Source organism: Streptomyces kunmingensis, from assembly GCF_039533535.1.
In the GTDB taxonomy this organism is placed as follows: Bacteria; Actinomycetota; Actinomycetes; order Streptomycetales; family Streptomycetaceae; genus Streptomyces; species Streptomyces kunmingensis.
In genome coordinates this window covers 231,983-250,516 of the sequence record NZ_BAAATS010000040.1, presented here as the reverse complement: position 1 = coordinate 250,516, position 18,534 = coordinate 231,983, and the positions used below count along the sequence as shown (strand labels likewise).

16 protein-coding genes are annotated in these 18,534 nt (G+C 70.2%); 12 read left to right on the top strand and 4 right to left on the bottom strand.

Annotated features, from left to right (window positions below; translation table 11 throughout):
* The first annotated feature begins 129 nt into the window (after positions 1-129).
* Positions 130-768 carry a DedA family protein gene (locus ABD366_RS38175; protein WP_324770455.1) on the top strand — a complete coding sequence of 213 codons (639 nt, stop codon included), beginning with the start codon at positions 130-132 and terminating at the stop codon, positions 766-768.
* 104 nt (positions 769-872) lie between these two features.
* Here the strand turns inward: ABD366_RS38175 and ABD366_RS38170 are convergent, their stop codons facing one another.
* A complete protein-coding gene (locus tag ABD366_RS38170; RefSeq protein ID WP_324770386.1) occupies positions 873-1,415 on the bottom strand; it encodes a gamma carbonic anhydrase family protein in 543 nt (180 codons plus the stop codon).
* A gap of 123 nt (positions 1,416-1,538) precedes the next feature.
* Here ABD366_RS38170 and ABD366_RS38165 point away from each other — a divergent pair, with 123 nt between their 5' ends.
* On the top strand, positions 1,539-2,282 hold the full coding sequence (locus ABD366_RS38165; RefSeq protein WP_324770456.1) for an acyltransferase: 744 nt from the start codon (positions 1,539-1,541) through the stop codon (positions 2,280-2,282).
* 25 nt (positions 2,283-2,307) lie between these two features.
* Here ABD366_RS38165 and ABD366_RS38160 read toward each other — a convergent pair whose 3' ends face one another.
* Positions 2,308-3,222, bottom strand: a complete 915-nt coding sequence (locus ABD366_RS38160; protein ID WP_324770388.1) for a LysR family transcriptional regulator ArgP — start codon at positions 3,220-3,222, stop codon at positions 2,308-2,310.
* Between the two features lie 69 nt (positions 3,223-3,291).
* On the opposite strand from ABD366_RS38160, the gene ABD366_RS38155 reads away from it, so the two are divergent.
* From ABD366_RS38155 to ABD366_RS38140, 4 genes are all read left to right on the top strand, one after another.
* Positions 3,292-3,906: a LysE/ArgO family amino acid transporter gene (locus ABD366_RS38155; protein WP_324770389.1), complete on the top strand. Its 615-nt coding sequence runs from the start codon at positions 3,292-3,294 to the stop codon at positions 3,904-3,906.
* Positions 3,907-4,029: 123 nt separating this feature from the next.
* Complete coding sequence (locus ABD366_RS38150) at positions 4,030-5,337, top strand: MFS transporter (RefSeq protein WP_324770390.1); 1,308 nt, start codon at positions 4,030-4,032, stop codon at positions 5,335-5,337.
* Positions 5,338-5,882: 545 nt separating this feature from the next.
* Positions 5,883-6,455 carry a helix-turn-helix domain-containing protein gene (locus tag ABD366_RS38145; RefSeq protein ID WP_324770392.1) on the top strand — a complete coding sequence of 191 codons (573 nt, stop codon included), beginning with the start codon at positions 5,883-5,885 and terminating at the stop codon, positions 6,453-6,455.
* Positions 6,456-6,498: 43 nt separating this feature from the next.
* Entirely contained in the window at positions 6,499-7,059 is a 561-nt protein-coding gene (locus ABD366_RS38140; protein ID WP_324770394.1) for a YbaK/EbsC family protein, read from the top strand.
* A gap of 2 nt (positions 7,060-7,061) precedes the next feature.
* Here ABD366_RS38140 and ABD366_RS38135 read toward each other — a convergent pair whose 3' ends face one another.
* Positions 7,062-8,180 (bottom strand): LacI family DNA-binding transcriptional regulator, encoded by a 1,119-nt coding sequence (locus ABD366_RS38135; RefSeq protein WP_324770396.1) that lies wholly within the window; start codon positions 8,178-8,180, stop codon positions 7,062-7,064.
* 212 nt (positions 8,181-8,392) lie between these two features.
* Here ABD366_RS38135 and ABD366_RS38130 point away from each other — a divergent pair, with 212 nt between their 5' ends.
* From ABD366_RS38130 to ABD366_RS38110, 5 genes are all read left to right on the top strand, one after another.
* A complete protein-coding gene (locus ABD366_RS38130; protein ID WP_324770397.1) occupies positions 8,393-9,319 on the top strand; it encodes a carbohydrate ABC transporter permease in 927 nt (308 codons plus the stop codon).
* Between the two features lie 5 nt (positions 9,320-9,324).
* Positions 9,325-10,299 carry a carbohydrate ABC transporter permease gene (locus ABD366_RS38125; RefSeq protein WP_324770398.1) on the top strand — a complete coding sequence of 325 codons (975 nt, stop codon included), beginning with the start codon at positions 9,325-9,327 and terminating at the stop codon, positions 10,297-10,299.
* An 82-nt stretch (positions 10,300-10,381) separates the two neighbouring features.
* The gene (locus ABD366_RS38120) at positions 10,382-11,722 is read left to right on the top strand and encodes an ABC transporter substrate-binding protein (RefSeq protein WP_324770400.1); all 1,341 of its coding nucleotides are present in this window, start codon (positions 10,382-10,384) and stop codon (positions 11,720-11,722) included.
* Positions 11,723-11,780: 58 nt separating this feature from the next.
* Entirely contained in the window at positions 11,781-13,826 is a 2,046-nt protein-coding gene (locus ABD366_RS38115) for a beta-galactosidase (RefSeq protein ID WP_324770401.1), read from the top strand.
* Positions 13,827-13,944: 118 nt separating this feature from the next.
* Positions 13,945-15,975 (top strand): RICIN domain-containing protein, encoded by a 2,031-nt coding sequence (locus ABD366_RS38110; protein ID WP_324770402.1) that lies wholly within the window; start codon positions 13,945-13,947, stop codon positions 15,973-15,975.
* A 61-nt stretch (positions 15,976-16,036) separates the two neighbouring features.
* Here the strand turns inward: ABD366_RS38110 and ABD366_RS38105 are convergent, their stop codons facing one another.
* Entirely contained in the window at positions 16,037-17,305 is a 1,269-nt protein-coding gene (locus ABD366_RS38105) for an alpha/beta hydrolase-fold protein (RefSeq protein WP_324770403.1), read from the bottom strand.
* Between the two features lie 74 nt (positions 17,306-17,379).
* Here ABD366_RS38105 and ABD366_RS38100 point away from each other — a divergent pair, with 74 nt between their 5' ends.
* A complete protein-coding gene (locus ABD366_RS38100; protein ID WP_411293744.1) occupies positions 17,380-18,534 on the top strand; it encodes a glycosyltransferase in 1,155 nt (384 codons plus the stop codon).

Genomic DNA, 18,534 nt, shown 5'->3' with positions numbered 1-18,534 from the left:
GGGCTTCCTGCGTCCCTCATGCCGGGGACCCGACGGCGTCATAGGGAGCAGGTAGGCTGCCCGGCGTGCGCGGCCGGTGGGGAGCGCATGCGGGGCACACGGATTTTTTGGGTACGGGAGGCGACGGCGTTGCACGTCCAGGAATGGCTCGACACGATTCCGGCGGTCGCCATCTACGCCTTGGTGGCCGGGGTCATCGGCTTCGAGAGTCTGGGCATTCCGCTGCCCGGTGAGATCGTCCTCGTCTCGGCCGCGCTGCTGTCCTCGCAGCACGGTGACGTCAACCCGGTCGTCCTCGGCATCTGCGCCACCGCGGGCGCCGTCATCGGCGACTCCATCGGATACGCGATCGGGCGCAAGGGCGGACGGCCGCTCCTCGCCAAGCTGGGGCGGAAGTTCCCCAAGCACTTCGGGCCCGCCCATATCGCCACGGCGGAGCGGTCCTTCGAGAAGTGGGGCATGTGGGCCGTCTTCATCGGCCGCTTCATCGCGCTGCTGCGGATCTTCGCCGGGCCGCTCGCGGGTGTGCTGCACATGCCGTACTGGAAGTTCCTCACGGCGAACTTCCTCGGCGGCATCGTGTGGGCCGGCGGCACGACCGCGGTCATCTACTACCTGGGGATCGTCGCCGAGGACTGGCTGAAGCGGTTCTCGTACGTGGGGCTCGGGGCGGCCGTGCTGTTCGGGGTGGGTTCGATGCTGTTCATGAAGCGGCGTGCGGCGAAGGTGGCTGCCGCCGAGCCGGAAGCTGTGGTTGCCGGGGACTAGGGGCTTCGCCGGGACCGAGCAGGGGCGGGTTCATCGCGCGGGCCCGTCGTCGCTGGAGTGCGCAGTTCCCCGCGCCCCTGCAGGGCGCTTCCTGCCGGGGCCGCTCAGCCCTTCGCGTGAGTGTCTTTATGGGCTTTCGCGAGCTCCACGTAGAGGGTGCCGTTGAGGGTGATGCCTTCTCGTTCTTCCCGGGTCAGTTCGCGTTTGACCTTGGCGGGGACGCCGGCGACCAGGGAGCCCGGCGGGACCTGCATGCCCTGGGGGACCAGTGCCTGGGCCGCGACGAGGGAACCCGCGCCGATCACCGCGCCGTTGAGGACGGTGGCGCCCATGCCGATCAGGCAGTCGTCCTGCACGGTGCAGCCGTGCAGCACCGCGTTGTGTCCGACGGAGACGCGCTCGCCGACCGAGACCGGGAAACCGGGGTCGACGTGCACGGTGCAGTTGTCCTGGATGTTGCTGTCGGCGCCGAGTTCGATCGGCCCGCAGTCGGCCCGCAGGACCGCCCCGTACCAGACGCTCGCGCCCGCGCGCAGCGTCACCTCGCCGATCACCACGGACGTCGGCGCCGTGAACGCCTCCGCGTCCACCTCGGGATCCTTGCCGCCGATACCGGTGACGAGTGCCTCGTGGCCAGTGCTTCCCATCGGGTGCCGCTCCCTACGTTGCCTGCGTGCGTCGCGCCTGAGCGAACCGTACCCGTGGGGTGAAGATCACAGCTCGTCGAGGTGGGGCCGGACGGTACGGATGAGTAACGTGGCGCCGTGCCGATGAAGTGGAACGCGTTCTCGTCAGCCGGACGGTCCTCCAGGGGCGGGCTCGGCCATCGCGTCGTACAGGCCGGCTGGCGCTGGGTGCAGCGCACGGGCGCGGTCACCGCCGAGCAGCCGGGCGGCCACCGCTTCGGCGCGATCGGGCACGGCACGAAGCTGTCCTTCCCGCAGGGCACGGTGTTCGGGGAGCCGTGGATCCGGCTCGGCGCCCACTGCATCATCGGCGAACAGGTCACCCTGACCGCCGGCATGATGCCGGACCTCGACCTCGGACCCGAACCGATCCTGACCCTCGGCGACGGGGTCGTCATCGGACGCGGCAGCCATGTCATCGCCGACACGACCGTGACGATCGGGCGCGACGTGTACATGGGCCCCTACGTCTACATCACCTCCACCAACCACTCCTACGACGATCCCCACGAGCCCATCGGCAAGCAGTGGCCCCGGATGGAACCGGTGGAGATCGGTCCTGGCTGCTGGATCGGCACCGGCGCCGTGATCCTGCCGGGCGCGAGGATCGGGCGGAACGTCGTCGTCGCGGCCGGGGCCGTGGTGCGCGGCGAGGTGCCGGACCACGCGGTGGTGGCCGGGGCACCCGCCCGCACCGTACGCACGTGGGACGCGGAGGCGGGCTGGCAGCCGCCGCTGCGCACCCCGGCGCCGCGGCCGATCCCCTCCGGGATGACGCCGGAACAGTTGGTGGCCCTGGGGGAGCTGGGGGAGACCCAGGGCCTGTGAACTCCGGACTTCCCGATGGCAGGCTCTAACCGCGTAGCGCCTCGGCGCCCGTGGTGAGGACCGCGGCGGCCACCGCGGCGAGGGCGGGGGAGTCCAGCTTCCACTGCTGCCAGTACAACGGGATGTCGACCGGCCGCTCGGGCGCGAGCTGCACCAGACGACCGGCGCGCAGCAACGGCTCCGCCTGCACTTCGGGAACCATGCCCCAGCCGAGCCCCGCCGCGACGGCCTCGACGAACCCTTCCGACGTGGGAACGGCATGCCGGACCGCGCTCGCCGAGACACGCCCGCCGCCCGCCTCACCCGCGTACAACTCGCGTACGAAGGCGTCCTGCAGGTCGTCGCCGCGGTCGAAGGTCATGATCGGCGCGGCGGCGAGCACCTCGCACAACGGCCCGTCGAGATGGCGCCCGGCGAAATCCGGGTGCGCCACGGCGATGTACCGCATCCGCCCGAGAGGACGCACCGAACACCCCGCCACGGGATCCGGCGAGGAGGTCACGGCGGCCATCACGCGGCCGTCCCGGAGCAGTTCCGCCGTACGGGACTGATCCTCGCGGCGCAGCTCGAAACAGATCCGGGGCTGCTGCGGCACGCGCGCCAGCGCTGTCAGGAACCAGGTCGCGAGCGAGTCCGCGTTCACCGCGACCGACACCCGGGCAGCCCCGTCCTCCGGGCTCAGGCCCAGCTCGGCGTGCGCGTCCCGTTCGAGACGGGCCAGCTGCCGGGCGAACCGCACGACGACCTGGCCCGATTCGGTCGGCCGCACCGGTTTCGTACGCACCAGAAGAACCCGGCCCGTGCGCTGCTCCAGCGCCTTGACCCGCTGGCTGACCGCGGACGGAGTCACGTGCAGCGCGGCGGCGGCAGCGTCGAACGTCCCCTCGTCGACCACCGCGAGGAGAGTACGCACCTGTTCGAGAGGCAGCTCCGGAACCATTACGAGCGCTAATGCTACGTAAAAATCTTTAGCTGTACGCGCGCTGATCGCGAACCTACCGTCGAGACCATGACCGCTTCACTCACCGCCGGGGCCGCGGGCTTCGGCACCGGCCTCTCGCTCATCGTCGCCATCGGCGCCCAGAACGCCTTCGTCCTGCGCCAGGGGGTGCGCCGCCACGCGGTCCTCGCCGTGGTAGGTATCTGCGCCCTGTCCGATGCGGCGCTCATCGCGCTGGGGGTCGGCGGCGTCGGCGCCGTGGTGGTCGCGTGGCCGCAGGCGCTCACCGCGATCGGCTGGATCGGTGGCCTGTTCCTGCTGAGCTACGGGGCACTCGCCGCCCGCCGGGTCCTCAAGCCGGCCGGGGCGCTGCGTGCGGAGGGCGAGGCGGTGGGGTCGCGCCGGCGGGCGGTGCTGACCTGTCTGGCGATGACCTGGCTCAACCCGCACGTCTACCTGGACACGGTGTTCCTGCTCGGCTCCGTCGCCGCCGACCGGGGGCCGATGCGCTGGACGTTCGGGCTCGGCGCGGTGCTGGCCAGCCTGTGCTGGTTCGTCGCGCTCGGCTTCGGCGCGCGGTTGCTGGGCCGCTATCTGGCGCGGCCGGCCGCTTGGCGGGTCCTGGACGGCCTGGTCGCCGCCACGATGATCGCGATGGGAATCATGCTGATCGCGGGAGCGTGAGCGCCCGCCTCCGATCCCGAACGGCACGATCAGAGCCGTACCGAGGCCGCATTCCGTACGTCCGTCCGATGCTGCGATAGTGAACCTTGGCCCCGATAGATGTAACGAGCAACCAGGAAGCCCGTGGACACCAGCGAAAGCAGCACCGGCACCGACCCGCAGGGCACGGCCGCATCCGAGGAGACGGGAACGCCGCGACGAGGCTGGCGCCGCTGGGCCATGGACACCCGCCCGCTGCGCATCCCCGCGTACCGCCGCCTGTGGTCGTCGACCATCGTCACGGCGGTGGGCAGCCAGCTCACCGCGGTCGCCGTGCCCAAGCAGATCTACGACATCACCGGCTCCTCGGCGTGGGTCGGCGCCGCGAGCATGGCGGGTCTGCTGCCGCTGATCGTGTTCGCCCTGTGGGGCGGGGCGATCGCCGACACCATGGACCGCCGCAAGCTCCTCCTGATCACCAACTGCGGTATCGCCGTGACCTCGGTGCTGTTCTGGGTGCAGGCCGTGGCCGGGCTCGACTCGGTGGCGACGCTCATGATCCTGCTGGCGATGCAGCAGGCGTTCTGGGGCCTCAACGCCCCTGCGCGCAACGCGTCCATCGCCCGGCTCGTCCCCGAGGGCGAACTGGCCGCCGCCAACGCGCTCGGCTCGACCGTCATGCAGACCGGCCAGGTGGTCGGCCCGCTCCTCGCCGGGGTCCTCATCCCGGTCATCGGCCTGCCCGAGCTGTACCTCATCGACGCGCTGGCTCTGTGCGTCACGGTATGGGCGGTCTACCGCCTCCCGGCGCTGCCGCCCCTCGACGCGACGACGAAGCGGCGGGCGGGCGTGCGCGAGATAGCGGCCGGGTTCCGCTACATCTCGGCGCACAAGGTGCTGCTGCTGTCGTTCCTGGCCGACATCATCGCGATGGTCTTCGGCATGCCCCGTGCCCTGTTCCCGCAGCTCGCGGCCGAGACGTACGCCCCGTACGGCGAGGGCCTGGCTCTCGGTCTCCTCTTCGCGGCGATCCCGATCGGGGCGGTGGTCGGGGGACTGTTCTCCGGTACGTTCTCGCGGGCTCGGCGGCATGGCTGGATGGTGATCGGCGCGGTTGTCGCGTGGGGCGCGGCGATTGCCGGGTTCGGTCTGAGCGGGAGCCTGTGGCTCGCGGTGGTGTTCCTGGCCGTGGCCGGTGTCGCCGACATGGTCTCGATGGTCTTCCGCGGGGCGATCCTGCTGTCCGCGGCGACGGATGAGATGCGGGGCCGGATGCAGGGTGTCTTCACAGTGGTGGTGGCGGGCGGCCCTCGTTTGGCGGACGTGCTGCACGGTGCGGCGGGCTCGGCGTTCGGGCCGCGGGCGGCGGTGGTCGGCGGGGGCGTTCTCGTGGTCGTGGCCATGGGGGCGCTGACCTTGACGACCCCGGCGCTCCGCCGTTACCGCATTTGACCCGGGGTGTTCTGGCGGGGCCTGCTGTTGTTGGGTCGCGCCCGGCGCTGGGGTGCTGGCGCCGGCGTTTTGGCGGGGCCAATTGCCATGACGCGCCCGGAGCGGAGGTGTCGCCGGCGGGGTAGGGGTGGGGCCCGGTTGTGAGGACGCGCCCGGCGCTGGGGTGCCGCCTTGCCCACCCTGCCGCCCTGGGGGTCCCCCCCGGGCGGAGCCTGGGGGAGGCAGATTGCCCAAGGCGGGGCGGGGTTCAGCGGTGGCGGCAGATTGCCAAGGCGGGGCGGGGGAGCGGCGGCGGCAGATTGCCCAGATCGGGGCAGGGTGCTGTGTTCCGGTGTTCCGGCGTGCAGCCACGTACGAGACGTACGGGTGGGGACGGGTCGGTGTGCCCCCGCAGGACTCCGCGGGAACCCAGTCCCGGCCCACTCGCCTATGGCGGACAACGGGGGTGGAGACCGAACCGGCCGAGGAGGTACACCGACCCGGCCCCACCCAACCCACCGCAGTACAGTTCGCTGAACGCCGTAGTCTCGAATCTTGGACGGAACGTGTCGGACCTCGACCTCCTGACCCAGTCACTAGCCCGCAACGTCAAACACTGGCGTTCCGAGCGCGGCTTCACCCTGGACGTGCTCGCCACCCGGGCCGGCGTCAGCCGCGGCATGCTCATCCAGATCGAGCAGGCCCGCACCAACCCGAGCATCGGCACGGTCGTGAAGATCGGCGACGCGCTAGGCATCAGCATCACCACACTGCTCGACTACGAGCAGGGCCCCAAAGTAAGAATCGTCCCCGCAGAACAAGCGGTGCGCCTGTGGTCCACGGAGGCAGGCAGCTACCACCGCCTCCTGGCCGGAACCGAAGCCCCAGGCCCCTTGGAGATGTGGGACTGGCTGCTCCAGCCCGGCGACGGCAGCCCCTCCGACCCCCACCCCCAGGGCACGGTCGAACTGCTCCACGTCACGGAGGGCGAGCTGACCCTCGTGGTCGACGGCACCCACCACAAGGTGCCCGAAGGAGCGAGCGTCACGTTCGAGGCGGACGTACCGCACGAGTACCGCAACGACGGGAAGGTCCAGACCCGTCTGGTCATGGCGGTCTCGGTGCCGTTCGTACGCTGAGACGCCCAGAACCCGCCCGCACGGCGGCTGTTAGCGTGCCGCCATGCGCGCACCCATCGGCACCTTCGACGACGCCCGTCCGGCCCCCGACGCCCTCGACCTGCTCACGCGCCCCGTCGCGGAAGCGATCCGGAACTGGCGTGGCACGGCCCCGGCCCAGGACCTGGTCTACGTGGACACGGACCCGCAGTGGGCAGACACGTCGACCTTCGTCGAGCACTACGGTCCCGAACTCCTCGCCCAGTCGGCGAACTGCGTGGTCGTCGCGGGCAAGCGCGGCGGCGAGAGCACGCTCGCGGCATGCGTCGTGCTCTCCACGACGAAGGTGGACGTGAACGGAGCCGTACGGCGCCAACTGGGCGCGCGCAAGGCGTCGTTCGCCTCGATGGACACGGCAATCGGCGAGACGGGCATGGAGTACGGCGGCGTCACCCCGATCGGCCTCCCGGCGGACTGGCCGGTCCTGGTGGACGCGGCGGTGGCGGACCTCCCGTACGTCCTGATCGGCAGCGGCACCCGCCGAGGCAAACTGATCGTCCCGGGCAAGGCGCTCGCAGGCCTGCCGGGCGCCGTGGTCCTGGAGGGACTAGGAGTCACGGCCTGAACTCAGGCTCCACCGCCACCCTCACCGCCACCCTCCCCGCCACCCTCACCCCCACCGTGACCCCCACATTCAACCGCCCCTGAACGCCGCGCCCCCGTACTCCCCCGCACAACCAACCGCGTAGGCACAAGCGTTGTCCCCCGCTCAGCCTCGCTCTCCCGTACCTGACGCAGCGCGCTTTCGACGCAGCGGCGCCCGACTTCGGCGAAGTCCTGATGGACGGTGGTCAGGGGCGGCTGGAAGGACCCGGAGTCGGGGATGTCGTCGAACCCGATGACGGAGACGTCCTCGGGGACCCGGCGCCCGCGTTCGTCCAGGGCGCGCAACAGCCCGAGCGCCATCTGGTCGTTGGCGGCGAACACCGCGGTGCAGTCGGCGTGTTCGGCGAGGCGCAGGCCGGCCCGGTAGCCGGACTCGGCCGACCAGTCGCCGCGTACGAGGGGCGGCGCCACGCGACCGGAGTCTTCAAGTGCCGTGCGCCAGGCGTCGGTTCGGCGCTGGGCGGCGTACGACTCGGACGGCCCGGCGAGGTGCCAGACGGTGTCGTGGCCGAGGCCGAGGAGGTGGCGTACGGCGTCGCGCGTGCCGCCCGCCTGGTCGGTGTCGACGACGGCGTACCGGTCCCCGGCGTCCGAGTCCGCGACCACGACTTTCACGTGCGGCGGCAGCGACAGCCGCGCGGAGTCGAGGAGATGGACCTCCATGATGACGATGACGGCGTCGACGGCGAGCTCGCCGAGGCGGGAGAAGGCGCCGCGCACCTCGTCCTGGGTGGGCACGGCGACGGGCAGCAGCGTCACGGCGTACCCCTCGTGCGCGGCGGAGGTCGCGATGGCCTCGAGGGTGCGCATGTTGCCGGTCGTGGACAGCGTGAAGGTGATGACGCCGATGGTGCGGAAGTCGCCGCGCTTGAGGGCCCGGGCCGCGCTGTTGGGCCGGTAGCCCAACTCCTTCATCGCCGCGCGAACCCGCTCCCGGGTCTCTTCGTTGACGCCGGGGAACCCGTTCGAGACGCGGGACACGGTCTGCGAGGAGACCCCCGCGACCCGGGCGACGTCCGCCATCGACGCGTTCTGTGTACGGCGCGGTGTGCGTGCCGCGGCGTTGTCCGTTGCTCCCATGCCGTCCCAACCAGCTGTGTCGGTCGTTCCGCGGACGACTCTTGACCGTCCTCCGCAGAGCAGTGTAGACATTCCGCCACCGAATGTTTACGTAAACATAACAGCCGCCGACACGTCTGCACGCAGAGATGTTTACGCAAACATCCAGGCACCATCCATGCAGGACGCATGGCAGGACGCATGGCAGGACGCATGAGCGAGGGACGCGAGACATGACGACGCTTCAACGGCCGGCCGCCGCAGGCCGGCGCCCGGCCCGGTCGCCGGTGCGGCGGACGCGCCGCTCATGGACGGGCTGGGGGTTCATCGGCCCCTTCGTGCTCGTCTTCGCCCTGGTCTTCCTGGCGCCCCTGGCGTACTCGGTCTACCTGAGCCTGTTCCGCACCCAGCTCATCGGCGGCACCACGTTCGTCGGCCTGGACAACTACCAACAGGCTCTGCAGGACGGCCAGTTCTGGGACGGCGTGGCCCGGGTCGGTCTCTTCCTCCTGGTCCAGGTCCCGATCATGCTGGGCATCGCGCTGCTCGTGGCCCTGGCGGTCGACAGCGGCCGGCTGTACGGCAAGGACTTCTTCCGGATATCGGTCTTCCTGCCCTACGCGGTGCCGGCTGTCGTCGCGACCCTGATGTGGGGCTTCATGTACGGCCCGCGGTTCGGCCTGGTCGGGGACATCAACGACGCGTTCGGGCTGAGCCTGCCGGACCCGCTCTCCTCCGGCCTGATCCTCGCGTCGATCGGCAACATCGTGACGTGGGAGTTCGTCGGCTACAACATGCTGATCTTTTACTCCGCGCTGCGCGTCATCCCGCACTCGCTCTACGAGGCCGCGGAGATCGACGGCGCGGGCCAGTGGCGGGTCATCTCGGCGATCAAACTCCCGGCGATCCGCGGCGCCCTGGTCATCGCCACGATCTTCTCGATCATCGGCAGCTTCCAGCTCTTCAACGAGCCCGCGATCCTCCAGAAGCTCGCGCCGAACGCGATCACCACCGACTACACCCCGAACTACTACACGTACTCGCTGTCCTTCTCCGGTCAGCAGCACAACTACTCGGCGACGGTCGCCATCGTCATGGGCGTCATCACCATGATCGTCGCCTACGTCGTCCAGCTGCGCGGCATGCGCAAGGGAGCGTGAGCCGGATGCCGGATCTGGCGGGACAGACCAGCACAGCCACAACCACACCCACCACCGAAGCCCCTGCGACCACACCCGCAAAACAAAAGCCCGCGCCCCCGCGCCTGCGCACCCCGAGACAGCGGCACAGCCCCGGCCGCCCCCGGCGCAGCGTCCTGCTGACCGTGCTCACGGCGATCGTCCTGCTCTACAGCCTTGTACCGCTGCTGTGGCTGCTGATCAGTGCGACCAAGACGCAGGAGGGGCTCGCGGGCTCGTTCGGTCTGTGGTTCGACGGGGACTTCGCGCTGTGGGACAACATCAGCACGACGTTCACGTACCAGGACGGAGTCTTCGGCCGCTGGCTCCTCAACACGCTGCTGTACGTGGTGGTGGGTGCGGGCGGCGCGACCTTCCTGGCGGTTCTCGGCGGGTACGCGCTCGCCAAGTTCCAGTTCCCCGGGAAGCGGGCCGTGTTCGCGGTCGTCATCGGCGCGGTGGCGGTGCCCACGACGGCGCTCGCGGTCCCGACGTTCCTCATGTTCAGCAAGATCGGCCTGACGGACACACCCTGGGCCGTCATCATTCCGTCGCTGATCTCCCCGTTCGGCCTGTATCTGATGTGGGTGTTCGCGACCGAGGCGATCCCGGCCGAGCTGATGGAGGCGGCGCGCATCGACGGGGCGAGCGAGCTGCGGACCTTCTTCCAGGTCGCGCTGCCGCTGTTGGCGCCCGGCACGGTCACCGTGCTCCTCTTCACCACGGTCGCGACGTGGAACAACTACTTCCTGCCGCTGATCATGCTGAAGGACCCCGACTGGTACCCGCTGACCCTCGGACTGGACGCCTGGAACAAACAGGCGCAGACGGCCGGCGGGGAGGCCGTCTTCAACCTGGTCGTCACCGGCTCGCTGCTCACGATCGTGCCGCTGATCGCCGCGTTCCTGCTGCTCCAGAAGTACTGGCAGTCCGGCCTCTCCGCCGGAAGCGTCAAGGAGTAGGCACCACAAGGCAGTTCACCCGCACCACACCACCCGAGCCCCCGAACCCTCCGTAGACCCACGACGAAGTGGAAGCCCCAGCATGCCCAAGCACACCCGCCGCCTCCTGCGCGGCATAGGTCTCGTCGCCGCCCTCGCCCTCGGGGCGACCGCCTGCGGCGGCTCCGACGGCGACAGTTCCGATCAGAAGCAGGTGGGTGCGGCCGACATCGAGGCCGCGCTGAAGAAGGGCGGCACGGTCACGGTGTGGGCGTGGGAGCCCACCCTGAAGCAGGTCGCCGCGGACTTCGAGAAGGAGCACCCGAAGGTCTCCGTCAAGCTGGTCAACGCGGGCACCAACAACGACCAGTACAAGGCGCTGTCGAACGCGATCTCGGCGAAGAAGGGCGTCCCGGACGTCGCGCAGATCGAGTACTACGCGCTCGGCCAGTACGCCCTGACGAAGCAGATCGACGACCTGAAGGCCTACGGCGCCGAGAAGCTGGCGGACTCCTACTCGCCAGGCCCGTGGAACTCGGTGCAGTCCGGCGACGGCGTCTACGGCCTGCCCATGGACTCGGGCCCGATGGCGCTGTTCTACAACAAGAAGGTCTTCGACAAGCACAAGATCGCCGTCCCGACGACCTGGGACGAGTACGTCGAGGCGGGCCGCAAGCTGCACAAGGCGGACCCGAAGGCGTACATCACCAGCGACGTCGGCGACGCGGGCATGACCACCAGCCTGCTGTGGCAGGCGGGTTCGCACCCGTACAAGGTGGACGGCACGAAGGTCGGCATCGACTTCACGGACGCGGGTGCGAAGAAGTACACCGACACCTGGCAGAAGCTGATCGACGAGAAGCTCGTCTCGCCGGTCGTCGGCTGGAGCGACGACTGGTACAAGGGTCTCGGTGACGGCACCATCGCCACGCTGCCCATCGGGGCCTGGATGCCCGCCAACTTCGCCTCCGGCGTGAAGAACGCGGCCGGCGACTGGCGCGTGGCGCCGCTGCCGCAGTGGACGAAGGGCGCGAACGCCAGCTCCGAGAACGGCGGCAGTTCCCTCGCGCTGCCCGAGGCGGGCAAGAACAAGGAGCTCGCGTACGCCTTCGTCGAGTACGCGAACTCGGGTGCGGGCGTGCAGACCCGCATCAAGAACGGCGCGTTCCCGGCGACGACGAAGGACCTGAACTCCTCGTCGTTCCAGGACACCGCGTTCCCGTACTTCGGCGGCCAGAAGGCCAACAAGATCTTCGCCGAGTCCGCGAAGAACGTCCCCGCCGACTGGAAGTACCTGCCCTACCAGGTGTACGCCAACTCGATCTTCAACGACACCGTCGGCAAGGCCTACATCTCGGGCACGAAGCTGACCGCCGGCCTCAAGTCGTGGCAGGACGCGTCCGTGAAGTACGGCACCGAACAGGGCTTCACCGTCGAGAAGTAGCCGCCGCGCACTCGCTCGACCCCGCACCTCAGCTCGTCCGTCGTCTGGAAGGACCTTGATGACCGCCCCCCTCACCTCCCGTTTCCCGTACGCGAAGGGCCCCGACGGCACCCGAAGGATCGGGTACGGCGCCGACTACAACCCCGAGCAGTGGCCGCGGGAGGTGTGGGAGGAGGACGTCCGGCTGATGCGCGAGGCCGGGGTGAACGTCGTCTCCCTGGCGATCTTCTCCTGGGCGAGACTCCAGCCCACCGCCGACAGCTGGGACTTCGCCTGGCTCGACGAGGTGATGGACCTGCTGCACGCGGGCGGCATCGGCGTCGACCTGGCCACCGCCACCGCGTCCCCGCCGCCGTGGCTCACCACCGCGCACCCCGAGATCCTCCCGGTGACCGCGACCGGCGAGACGCTCTGGCCCGGCGCGCGCCAGCACTGGCGGCCCACCTCACCCGTCTTCCGCGAGCACGCGCTGCGCCTCGTGCGCGAGATGGCGACCCGGTACGCGGACCACCCGGCCCTCGTCGCCTGGCACGTCAACAACGAGCTGGGCTGCCACAACGTCTACGACTACTCCGACGACGCCGCCCGCGCCTTCCGCGCCTGGCTGCGCCGCCGTTACACCACGCTCGACGCCCTCAACCACGCCTGGGGGACGGCGTTCTGGTCGCAGCGCTACAGCGACTGGGACCAGCTCCTGCCGCCGCGCCTCGCGGCCTCGCATCCCAACCCGACGCAGCAGCTCGACTTCAAGCGGTTCTCCTCGGACGCGCTGAAGGAGCATCTGCTGGCCGAGCGCGCGGTCCTGCGCGAGCTGACCCCGGAGGTGCCGGTCACCACCAACTTCATGGTGATGGGCGGCACCAAGGGTATGGACTACGCGGACTGGGCCGCGGAGGTGGACTTCGTCGCCAACGACCACTACGTCATCCCCGGGCCGCAGGACCGCGACGAGCTGTCCTTCGCGGCCAACCTGACCAGCGGTATCGCGGGCCACCGCCCGTGGTTCCTCATGGAGCACTCGACCAGCGCCGTGAACTGGCAGCCGGTCAACCTGGCCAAGACGCCCGGCGAGCTGGCCCGCGACTCGCTGCTGCACGTGGCGCACGGCGCCGACGCCGTCTGCTTCTTCCAGTGGCGGCAGTCGGCGGCCGGTGCCGAGAAGTACCACTCGGCGATGCTGCCGCACGCCGGCGCCGACAGCGAACTCTTCCGCTCTGTAACGGAGTTGGGCAGCACGCTCGAAGCGCTCGCGCCGATCGCCGGGTCGGTGCGCGAGCCCGCCCGCGTCGCCGTCCTCTTCGACTGGGACTCGTGGTGGACCAGCGAGCACGACTCCCACCCCACCGCGCGCCTCGACTACCACCGCGAGGCCCTCGACTGGTACTCCGCGCTGCTGCGCCTCGGTATCCGTGCCGACGTCGTGCCCGCCCACCGCACCGACCTCTCCTCGTACGACGTCGTGATCGCGCCGGTCCTGCATGTGGTGCCGCAGACGCTCGGCAAGGAGCTGACCCGGTACGTCGAGTCCGGCGGCCACCTCGTGACCACGTACTTCTCGGGGATCGTCGACGAGAACGACCACATCTGGCTCGGTGGCTACCCGGGCGCGCTGCGGGAGCTGCTCGGCATCCGTGTCGAGGAGTTCGGGCCGCTGCTCGACGGCTCCTCCGTAGACCTCGACAACGGGACCGCCGGGTCCCTGTGGACCGACCGGATCGACGTGACCGGTCCGGAGGTCGAGGTACTCGCCCGCTACCGGACCGGTTCCTACGCGTCGCGCCCCGCGGTCACCCGCCGCGCCACGGGTGGCGGCTCGGCCGCGTACGTCTCCACGCGCCTGGGCGTCGAGGGCCTCGCCACCCTCCTCCCCGATCTGCTCGCGCCGACCGGGGTCACCGCCGAACTCCCGTCCCAAGCACAGGGTTTGGTGGAGTCGACGGTCCGCCGCGACGCGGACCACCGCTACCTCTTCCTGGTCAACCGCAGCGACGAGTCCGTGTCGCTGCCCGGCGTGACCGGAGACGTGCTCATCGGCCCGGCCCCGGCCGACGGGCTCGTCCTGCCGCCGCGCGAGGTCGCCGTCCTGCGGCAGCCCGCCCGCTGAGCCGCACCACCGCACACGCGGCCCTACCAGTACCAGAACCAGGACCGGGACCAGCTCCAGCTCCAGCTCCATCTCCAGTACCAACTACTCATCCGCACCCTCGCGTTGGGAGAACACGTTGGCACGCCGTACCCGCACAAGACGCCTCCTCGGCCTCGTCGGCACCGCCGCCCTGGTCTCCGGGGCGGCCCTGACCACCGCGCCGCCGGTGACCGCCGCGACCGCGGCCGTCACGGTCACGCCCGACCCCTCGTACCAGCAGCAGCGGTTCGAGGGCTGGGGCACTAGCCTCGTCTGGTTCGCGAACGTCACCGGCGGCTATCCGAAGGAGATCCGCGAGAAGCTCGCCGACCTGCTCTTCGGCGACGACGGACTGGCCCTGAACATCGCCCGCTACAACATCGGTGGCGGCAACGCCCCCGACGTGAAGGACTACCTGCGGGCGGGCGGCGCGGTCGAGGGCTGGTGGAAGGCCCCGGCCGGCACCACCCGCTCCGACACCGACTGGTGGAGCGCGGACGACGCGGCGGACTGGAACCCGGACGCCGACGCCACCCAGCGCTGGTGGGTGGAGCGCATCAAGAAGGACATCGACCACTGGGAGACGTTCAGCAACTCCCCGCCGTACTTCATGACGGAGAGCGGCTACGTCTCCGGCAACTTCGACGCGAACAAGGACCAGCTCAAGACCGAGTCGGTCGACGACTTCGCCGCGTACGTCGCCGGGGTCACCAAGCGCCTGGAGAAGGCGGAGGGCATCAAGGTCGACACCGTCGACCCGTTCAACGAGCCCAACACCGGTTACTGGGGTACGCAGTTGGGGGCCGACGGCGAACCGACCGGCGGTCGCCAGGAAGGGGCCCACATAGGCCCCGAGCTCCAGCAGAAGGTCATCAAGGCGCTCGCCCCGGCGCTGAAGAAGGCCCGGACCGGCGCGGAGATCGCCGCGATGGACGAGACCAACCCGGGCCTCTTCTCGACGAACTGGAACAGCTACCCGGCCGACGTGAAGAGCCTCGTCGCGCAGATGAACGTCCACACGTACGGCACCGGCGGCCGCACCACGGTCCGCGACCTCGCCAAGGCGGCCGACAAGCCGTTGTGGATGAGCGAGGTGGAGGGCGACTGGGGCGACGGGCAGTCCTTCACCGACATGCGCCCCGGCCTCGGGCTCGCCCAGCAGATGGTCGACGACCTGCGCGAACTGGAGCCCACCGCCTGGGTGTTCTGGCAGCCAGTCGAGGACTACGACAACATGAAGCCCGGCGGCGAGTCCGCGAAGGGCGGCAACTGGGGCGAGATCCAGCTCCCCTTCAGCTGCACCGCGAAGGACACCCTCGAAAGCTGCCCGATCCGTACGAACACGAAGTTCGACACGGCCCGCAACTTCACGCACTACATCCAGCCCGGTGACAGCCTGATCAAGACGGACGACACCAGCAGCGCCGCGGCCGTCTCGGGTGACGGCAAGGGGGCGACGGTCGTCCACGTGAATCGGACGACCGATGCCCGTACGGTCACGCTCGACCTGTCGAAGTTCGCCAAGATCGGCCGGGGCGCCACGGTCACCCCGGTCGTGACCAGCGCGGATGGCAAGCTGGAGCGGCACAAGGCGGTCCCGGTCAGCGGCAAGAAGGCCACATTCACGGTGCCCGCTCAGTCCGTGACATCGTTCGTCGTCGACCAGGTGTCCGGCACCGCGAAGGACGCGGCGACCCTGCGCAAGGGTCACTCGTACGAGGTGACGGGCGTACAGAGCGGCAAGGACCTCAGCGTCGCCGACGACGGCAGCAAGCTCGTCATCAAGGCGGGCGCCTCCGAGGCCGGGCAGCGCTGGCAGGTGAAGCAGATCAGCGGCAAGGGCGCGGACAACCGCAAGCAGTACGTGTTCACGAGCGCGGCGGGCGGCAAGCGGCTCGCCGTGCGCGACGGAAACCCGGTCGTCGAGAAGGACGAGGGGCGCCGGGACGCGGCCGCACGGTGGATCGTCTCTTCGACCGGCGACGGCACGTACACCCTCATCAACGCGGGGACCGGCAAGCTCCTGGAGGTCGGCGGACAGGCCACGAACGAGGGCGCGGCCGTCACCACGTACCAGCCCAACTCCGGCTCGAACCAACGCTGGAAGGTCACGGAACTGACCTCCTGATCCGGTAGTCCTACACGCTCCACGCGCCCCACGGCCTTCTGCCGCGGGGCGCGTACGTGTGTCACCTGACCGGCGCGTCCTTGCGGGCGAAGGTGTCCGCCAGGCCGTCGATGAGTGCGGCCGCCCAGCAGGAGTGGTCGTGGCCGCCGGTGTAGACGTTCAGGGAGATGTCGAATCCGCGGGCTTCCATCAGCTTGTGCAGCCGGTGCAGGTCGTCGACCATCGTGCCTTCGTTGCAGCCGACGTCGACGCGGACGCGGACATCGCCGACGGGTGCGGCGGACGCCTGCTCGTACAGCCAGGTCTCGCTCCCGTCGGCGGCCGCCTGCGGGCGTCCGGTCATGCCGGGGCGCCACCAGGTGGAGGCGGAGTGGGCGAGCACGGTGCCGAAGGCGGCCGGCCGGCGCAGGGCCGTCGCGAGGGCGGTGAGTCCGCCCAGGCTCTGCCCGCACAGCACGGTGCGCCGGGGCCCGGCCCAGCCGGGCAGTTCGGCGGTCACGGCCGGCAGGAGTTCGTCGGTCAGCATGTCGATGAAGGGCGTGCTCGCGCCGAGCTGGCGCATACGCGCGGCGGGATCGGCCCCCGCCTCGATGCCGAGGACGGCCAGGGGCGGGATCCGGCCGGCCGCGACGGCCGAGGTGACGGCGCCGGTGATCCCGTACCGGTCGAACCACTGCTCGCCGTCGAACACGACGAGCAGCCCGAGCCCGGCGCCGGCGCTGGGACCTGTGTCCGGGACGAATCGTCGTACGCGGTAGCCCGTCCCGTCGGCGGCGGTGAAGTCGAACGCGTCGGTCCGGCCCGCGGGGGAGGGGGCTGCGGCCTCGGTCCATTCGGTGAGCGAGGGCGCGCCGTCGAGTTCGATGAGGGAGCCGAAGGGTCCGTCGGCATGGCGGTTGAACGGGTCCATGCGGTCGTCCGGCAGTCCGCGGGAGGAGCCGGAGCGCGGCCCGTCCGGGGTCAGATGCGGATCGTCCGGGCCGAACGGGTGGATGCGGTAGCCGCAGCGCAGGCCGAGCGGCAGCCGCAGGCTGACGTACCAGACGTCGGTGCCGTCGAGGCGGCGCATCATGCCGCGGCGTGCGCGGTGCTTGTCGGTGACGCGGTTGGCCAGGAGATATACGCCCGCGACCGGCCGGTCCTCGCGCCAGACGACGGTCACCAGACGTTCTTGCGGGGCGCCGGGGACCGGTTCGACCAACGGCGCTCCCTCCTGGGCGAGTTCCCGCCAAAAGAGGTCGAGCGCTTCGCGCCCTCGCGCGTGCACCTCTCCCAACAGCCGTGTGAGTCGCGGACTTTCGGGTTCCGCCGCCGCTGTCGCGTTCGCCATGGCGAGTTCGCCTCCTTCAACAGACTTGTGATAGCTACTTAGGTAAGCCTAACCTAACCAAACGGGAGTAGCTTATGCGCGTGCTGTTCGTCGGACCGCCCCTGTACGGATTGCTGTACCCGGTCCTCTCCTTGGCGCAGGCGTTCCGCGCCGAGGGGCACGACGTGGTCGTGGCCAGTGCCGGAGACTTCACCAAAAGGGTCGCCGAGGCCGGACTTGTCGGTTTCGACGCCGCGCCGGACCTCGACTCGGAGCACGAGTACCGCCAGGGGGAGAGCCGCCGCAAAAGCCTCAACCTGGGCACCAAGATGGGAAGGTTCTCCTTCTTCGGCGACGAGATGGCCGACGCCCTGGTGGACTTCGCCGGCCGGTGGAAGCCCGACCTCGTCGTCTATCCGCCGCTCGGTGTCGCGGGCCCGCTGGTGGCGGCCAAGTACGACATCCCCGTCGTCATGCACACCGTCGGCTTCGGACACCAGCGCTGGCACATCGAGGGCGTCACCAGGTCGATGGACGAGGCCTACGCCCGGCACGGCGTCGCGGGCCCGCCGAAGGACCTGGCGTGGCTGGACATAGCGCCGCCGAGCATGCGCGTCCTCGACGAGCCGGACCTGTGGCCGATGCGCTACGTGCCCTTCAACGGCGGCACCGTCCTGGAGGACTGGTGGAGCGCCGAGACCGGACGGCCCCGCATCGTCGTCAGCCTCGGCACCCTCAAGCCGATGGTCGACGGCATCGACCTCATCAAGTGGGTCGTCGAGTCCGCCCACGAATCGGACGCCGAGTTCGTCCTGTCCCTCGGCAGGCACGGGCAGCAGGAGATCGACTCGCTGCCCGAGAACGTCCGCCTCGTGTCGTGGATCCCGATGGGCCCTCTGCTCGGCCGCGCCGCCGGATTCATCCACCACGGCGGGGCGGGCAACACCCTCACCGCACTGTCCGCGGGCGTCCCGCAGATCGTGTTCGGGCAGGGGGCGGACCGGCCCGTCAACGCGAAGACCGTGCAGGACAGGGGTTGTGGGTTCGTGCCGGCAGAGCATGGCCTCGTCAAGGCCGACATCGACCGGCTGCTGACCGACACGTCGCTGCGCACCGCCGCCGCCGAGGTGCGCGACGAGATGCGCGCGCAGGACCCGCCGACGGTCGTCGCCCGGCGCCTCGCCGAGCTCGTCGTGTCGGGCGACGCCCGGCCCGGCCGGACGGCAGTACCCGCACTCGAGGACTTCTGA

Bases quoted from the DNA above. Each gene is read 5' to 3' on its own strand.
- ABD366_RS38125 (WP_324770398.1), top strand. From the start codon at position 9,325: ATGCCGGATCTGGCGGGACAGACCAGCACAGCCACAACCACACCCACC.
- ABD366_RS38140 (WP_324770394.1), top strand. From the start codon at position 6,499: ATGCGCGCACCCATCGGCACCTTCGACGACGCCCGTCCGGCCCCCGAC.
- ABD366_RS38115 (WP_324770401.1), top strand. From the start codon at position 11,781: ATGACCGCCCCCCTCACCTCCCGTTTCCCGTACGCGAAGGGCCCCGAC.
- ABD366_RS38165 (WP_324770456.1), top strand. From the start codon at position 1,539: ATGAAGTGGAACGCGTTCTCGTCAGCCGGACGGTCCTCCAGGGGCGGG.
- ABD366_RS38160 (WP_324770388.1), bottom strand. From the start codon at position 3,222: ATGGTTCCGGAGCTGCCTCTCGAACAGGTGCGTACTCTCCTCGCGGTG.
- ABD366_RS38120 (WP_324770400.1), top strand. From the start codon at position 10,382: ATGCCCAAGCACACCCGCCGCCTCCTGCGCGGCATAGGTCTCGTCGCC.
- ABD366_RS38100 (WP_411293744.1), top strand. From the start codon at position 17,380: ATGCGCGTGCTGTTCGTCGGACCGCCCCTGTACGGATTGCTGTACCCG.
- ABD366_RS38105 (WP_324770403.1), bottom strand. From the start codon at position 17,305: ATGGCGAACGCGACAGCGGCGGCGGAACCCGAAAGTCCGCGACTCACA.
- ABD366_RS38135 (WP_324770396.1), bottom strand. From the start codon at position 8,180: ATGGGAGCAACGGACAACGCCGCGGCACGCACACCGCGCCGTACACAG.
- ABD366_RS38130 (WP_324770397.1), top strand. From the start codon at position 8,393: ATGACGACGCTTCAACGGCCGGCCGCCGCAGGCCGGCGCCCGGCCCGG.
- ABD366_RS38155 (WP_324770389.1), top strand. From the start codon at position 3,292: ATGACCGCTTCACTCACCGCCGGGGCCGCGGGCTTCGGCACCGGCCTC.
- ABD366_RS38170 (WP_324770386.1), bottom strand. From the start codon at position 1,415: ATGGGAAGCACTGGCCACGAGGCACTCGTCACCGGTATCGGCGGCAAG.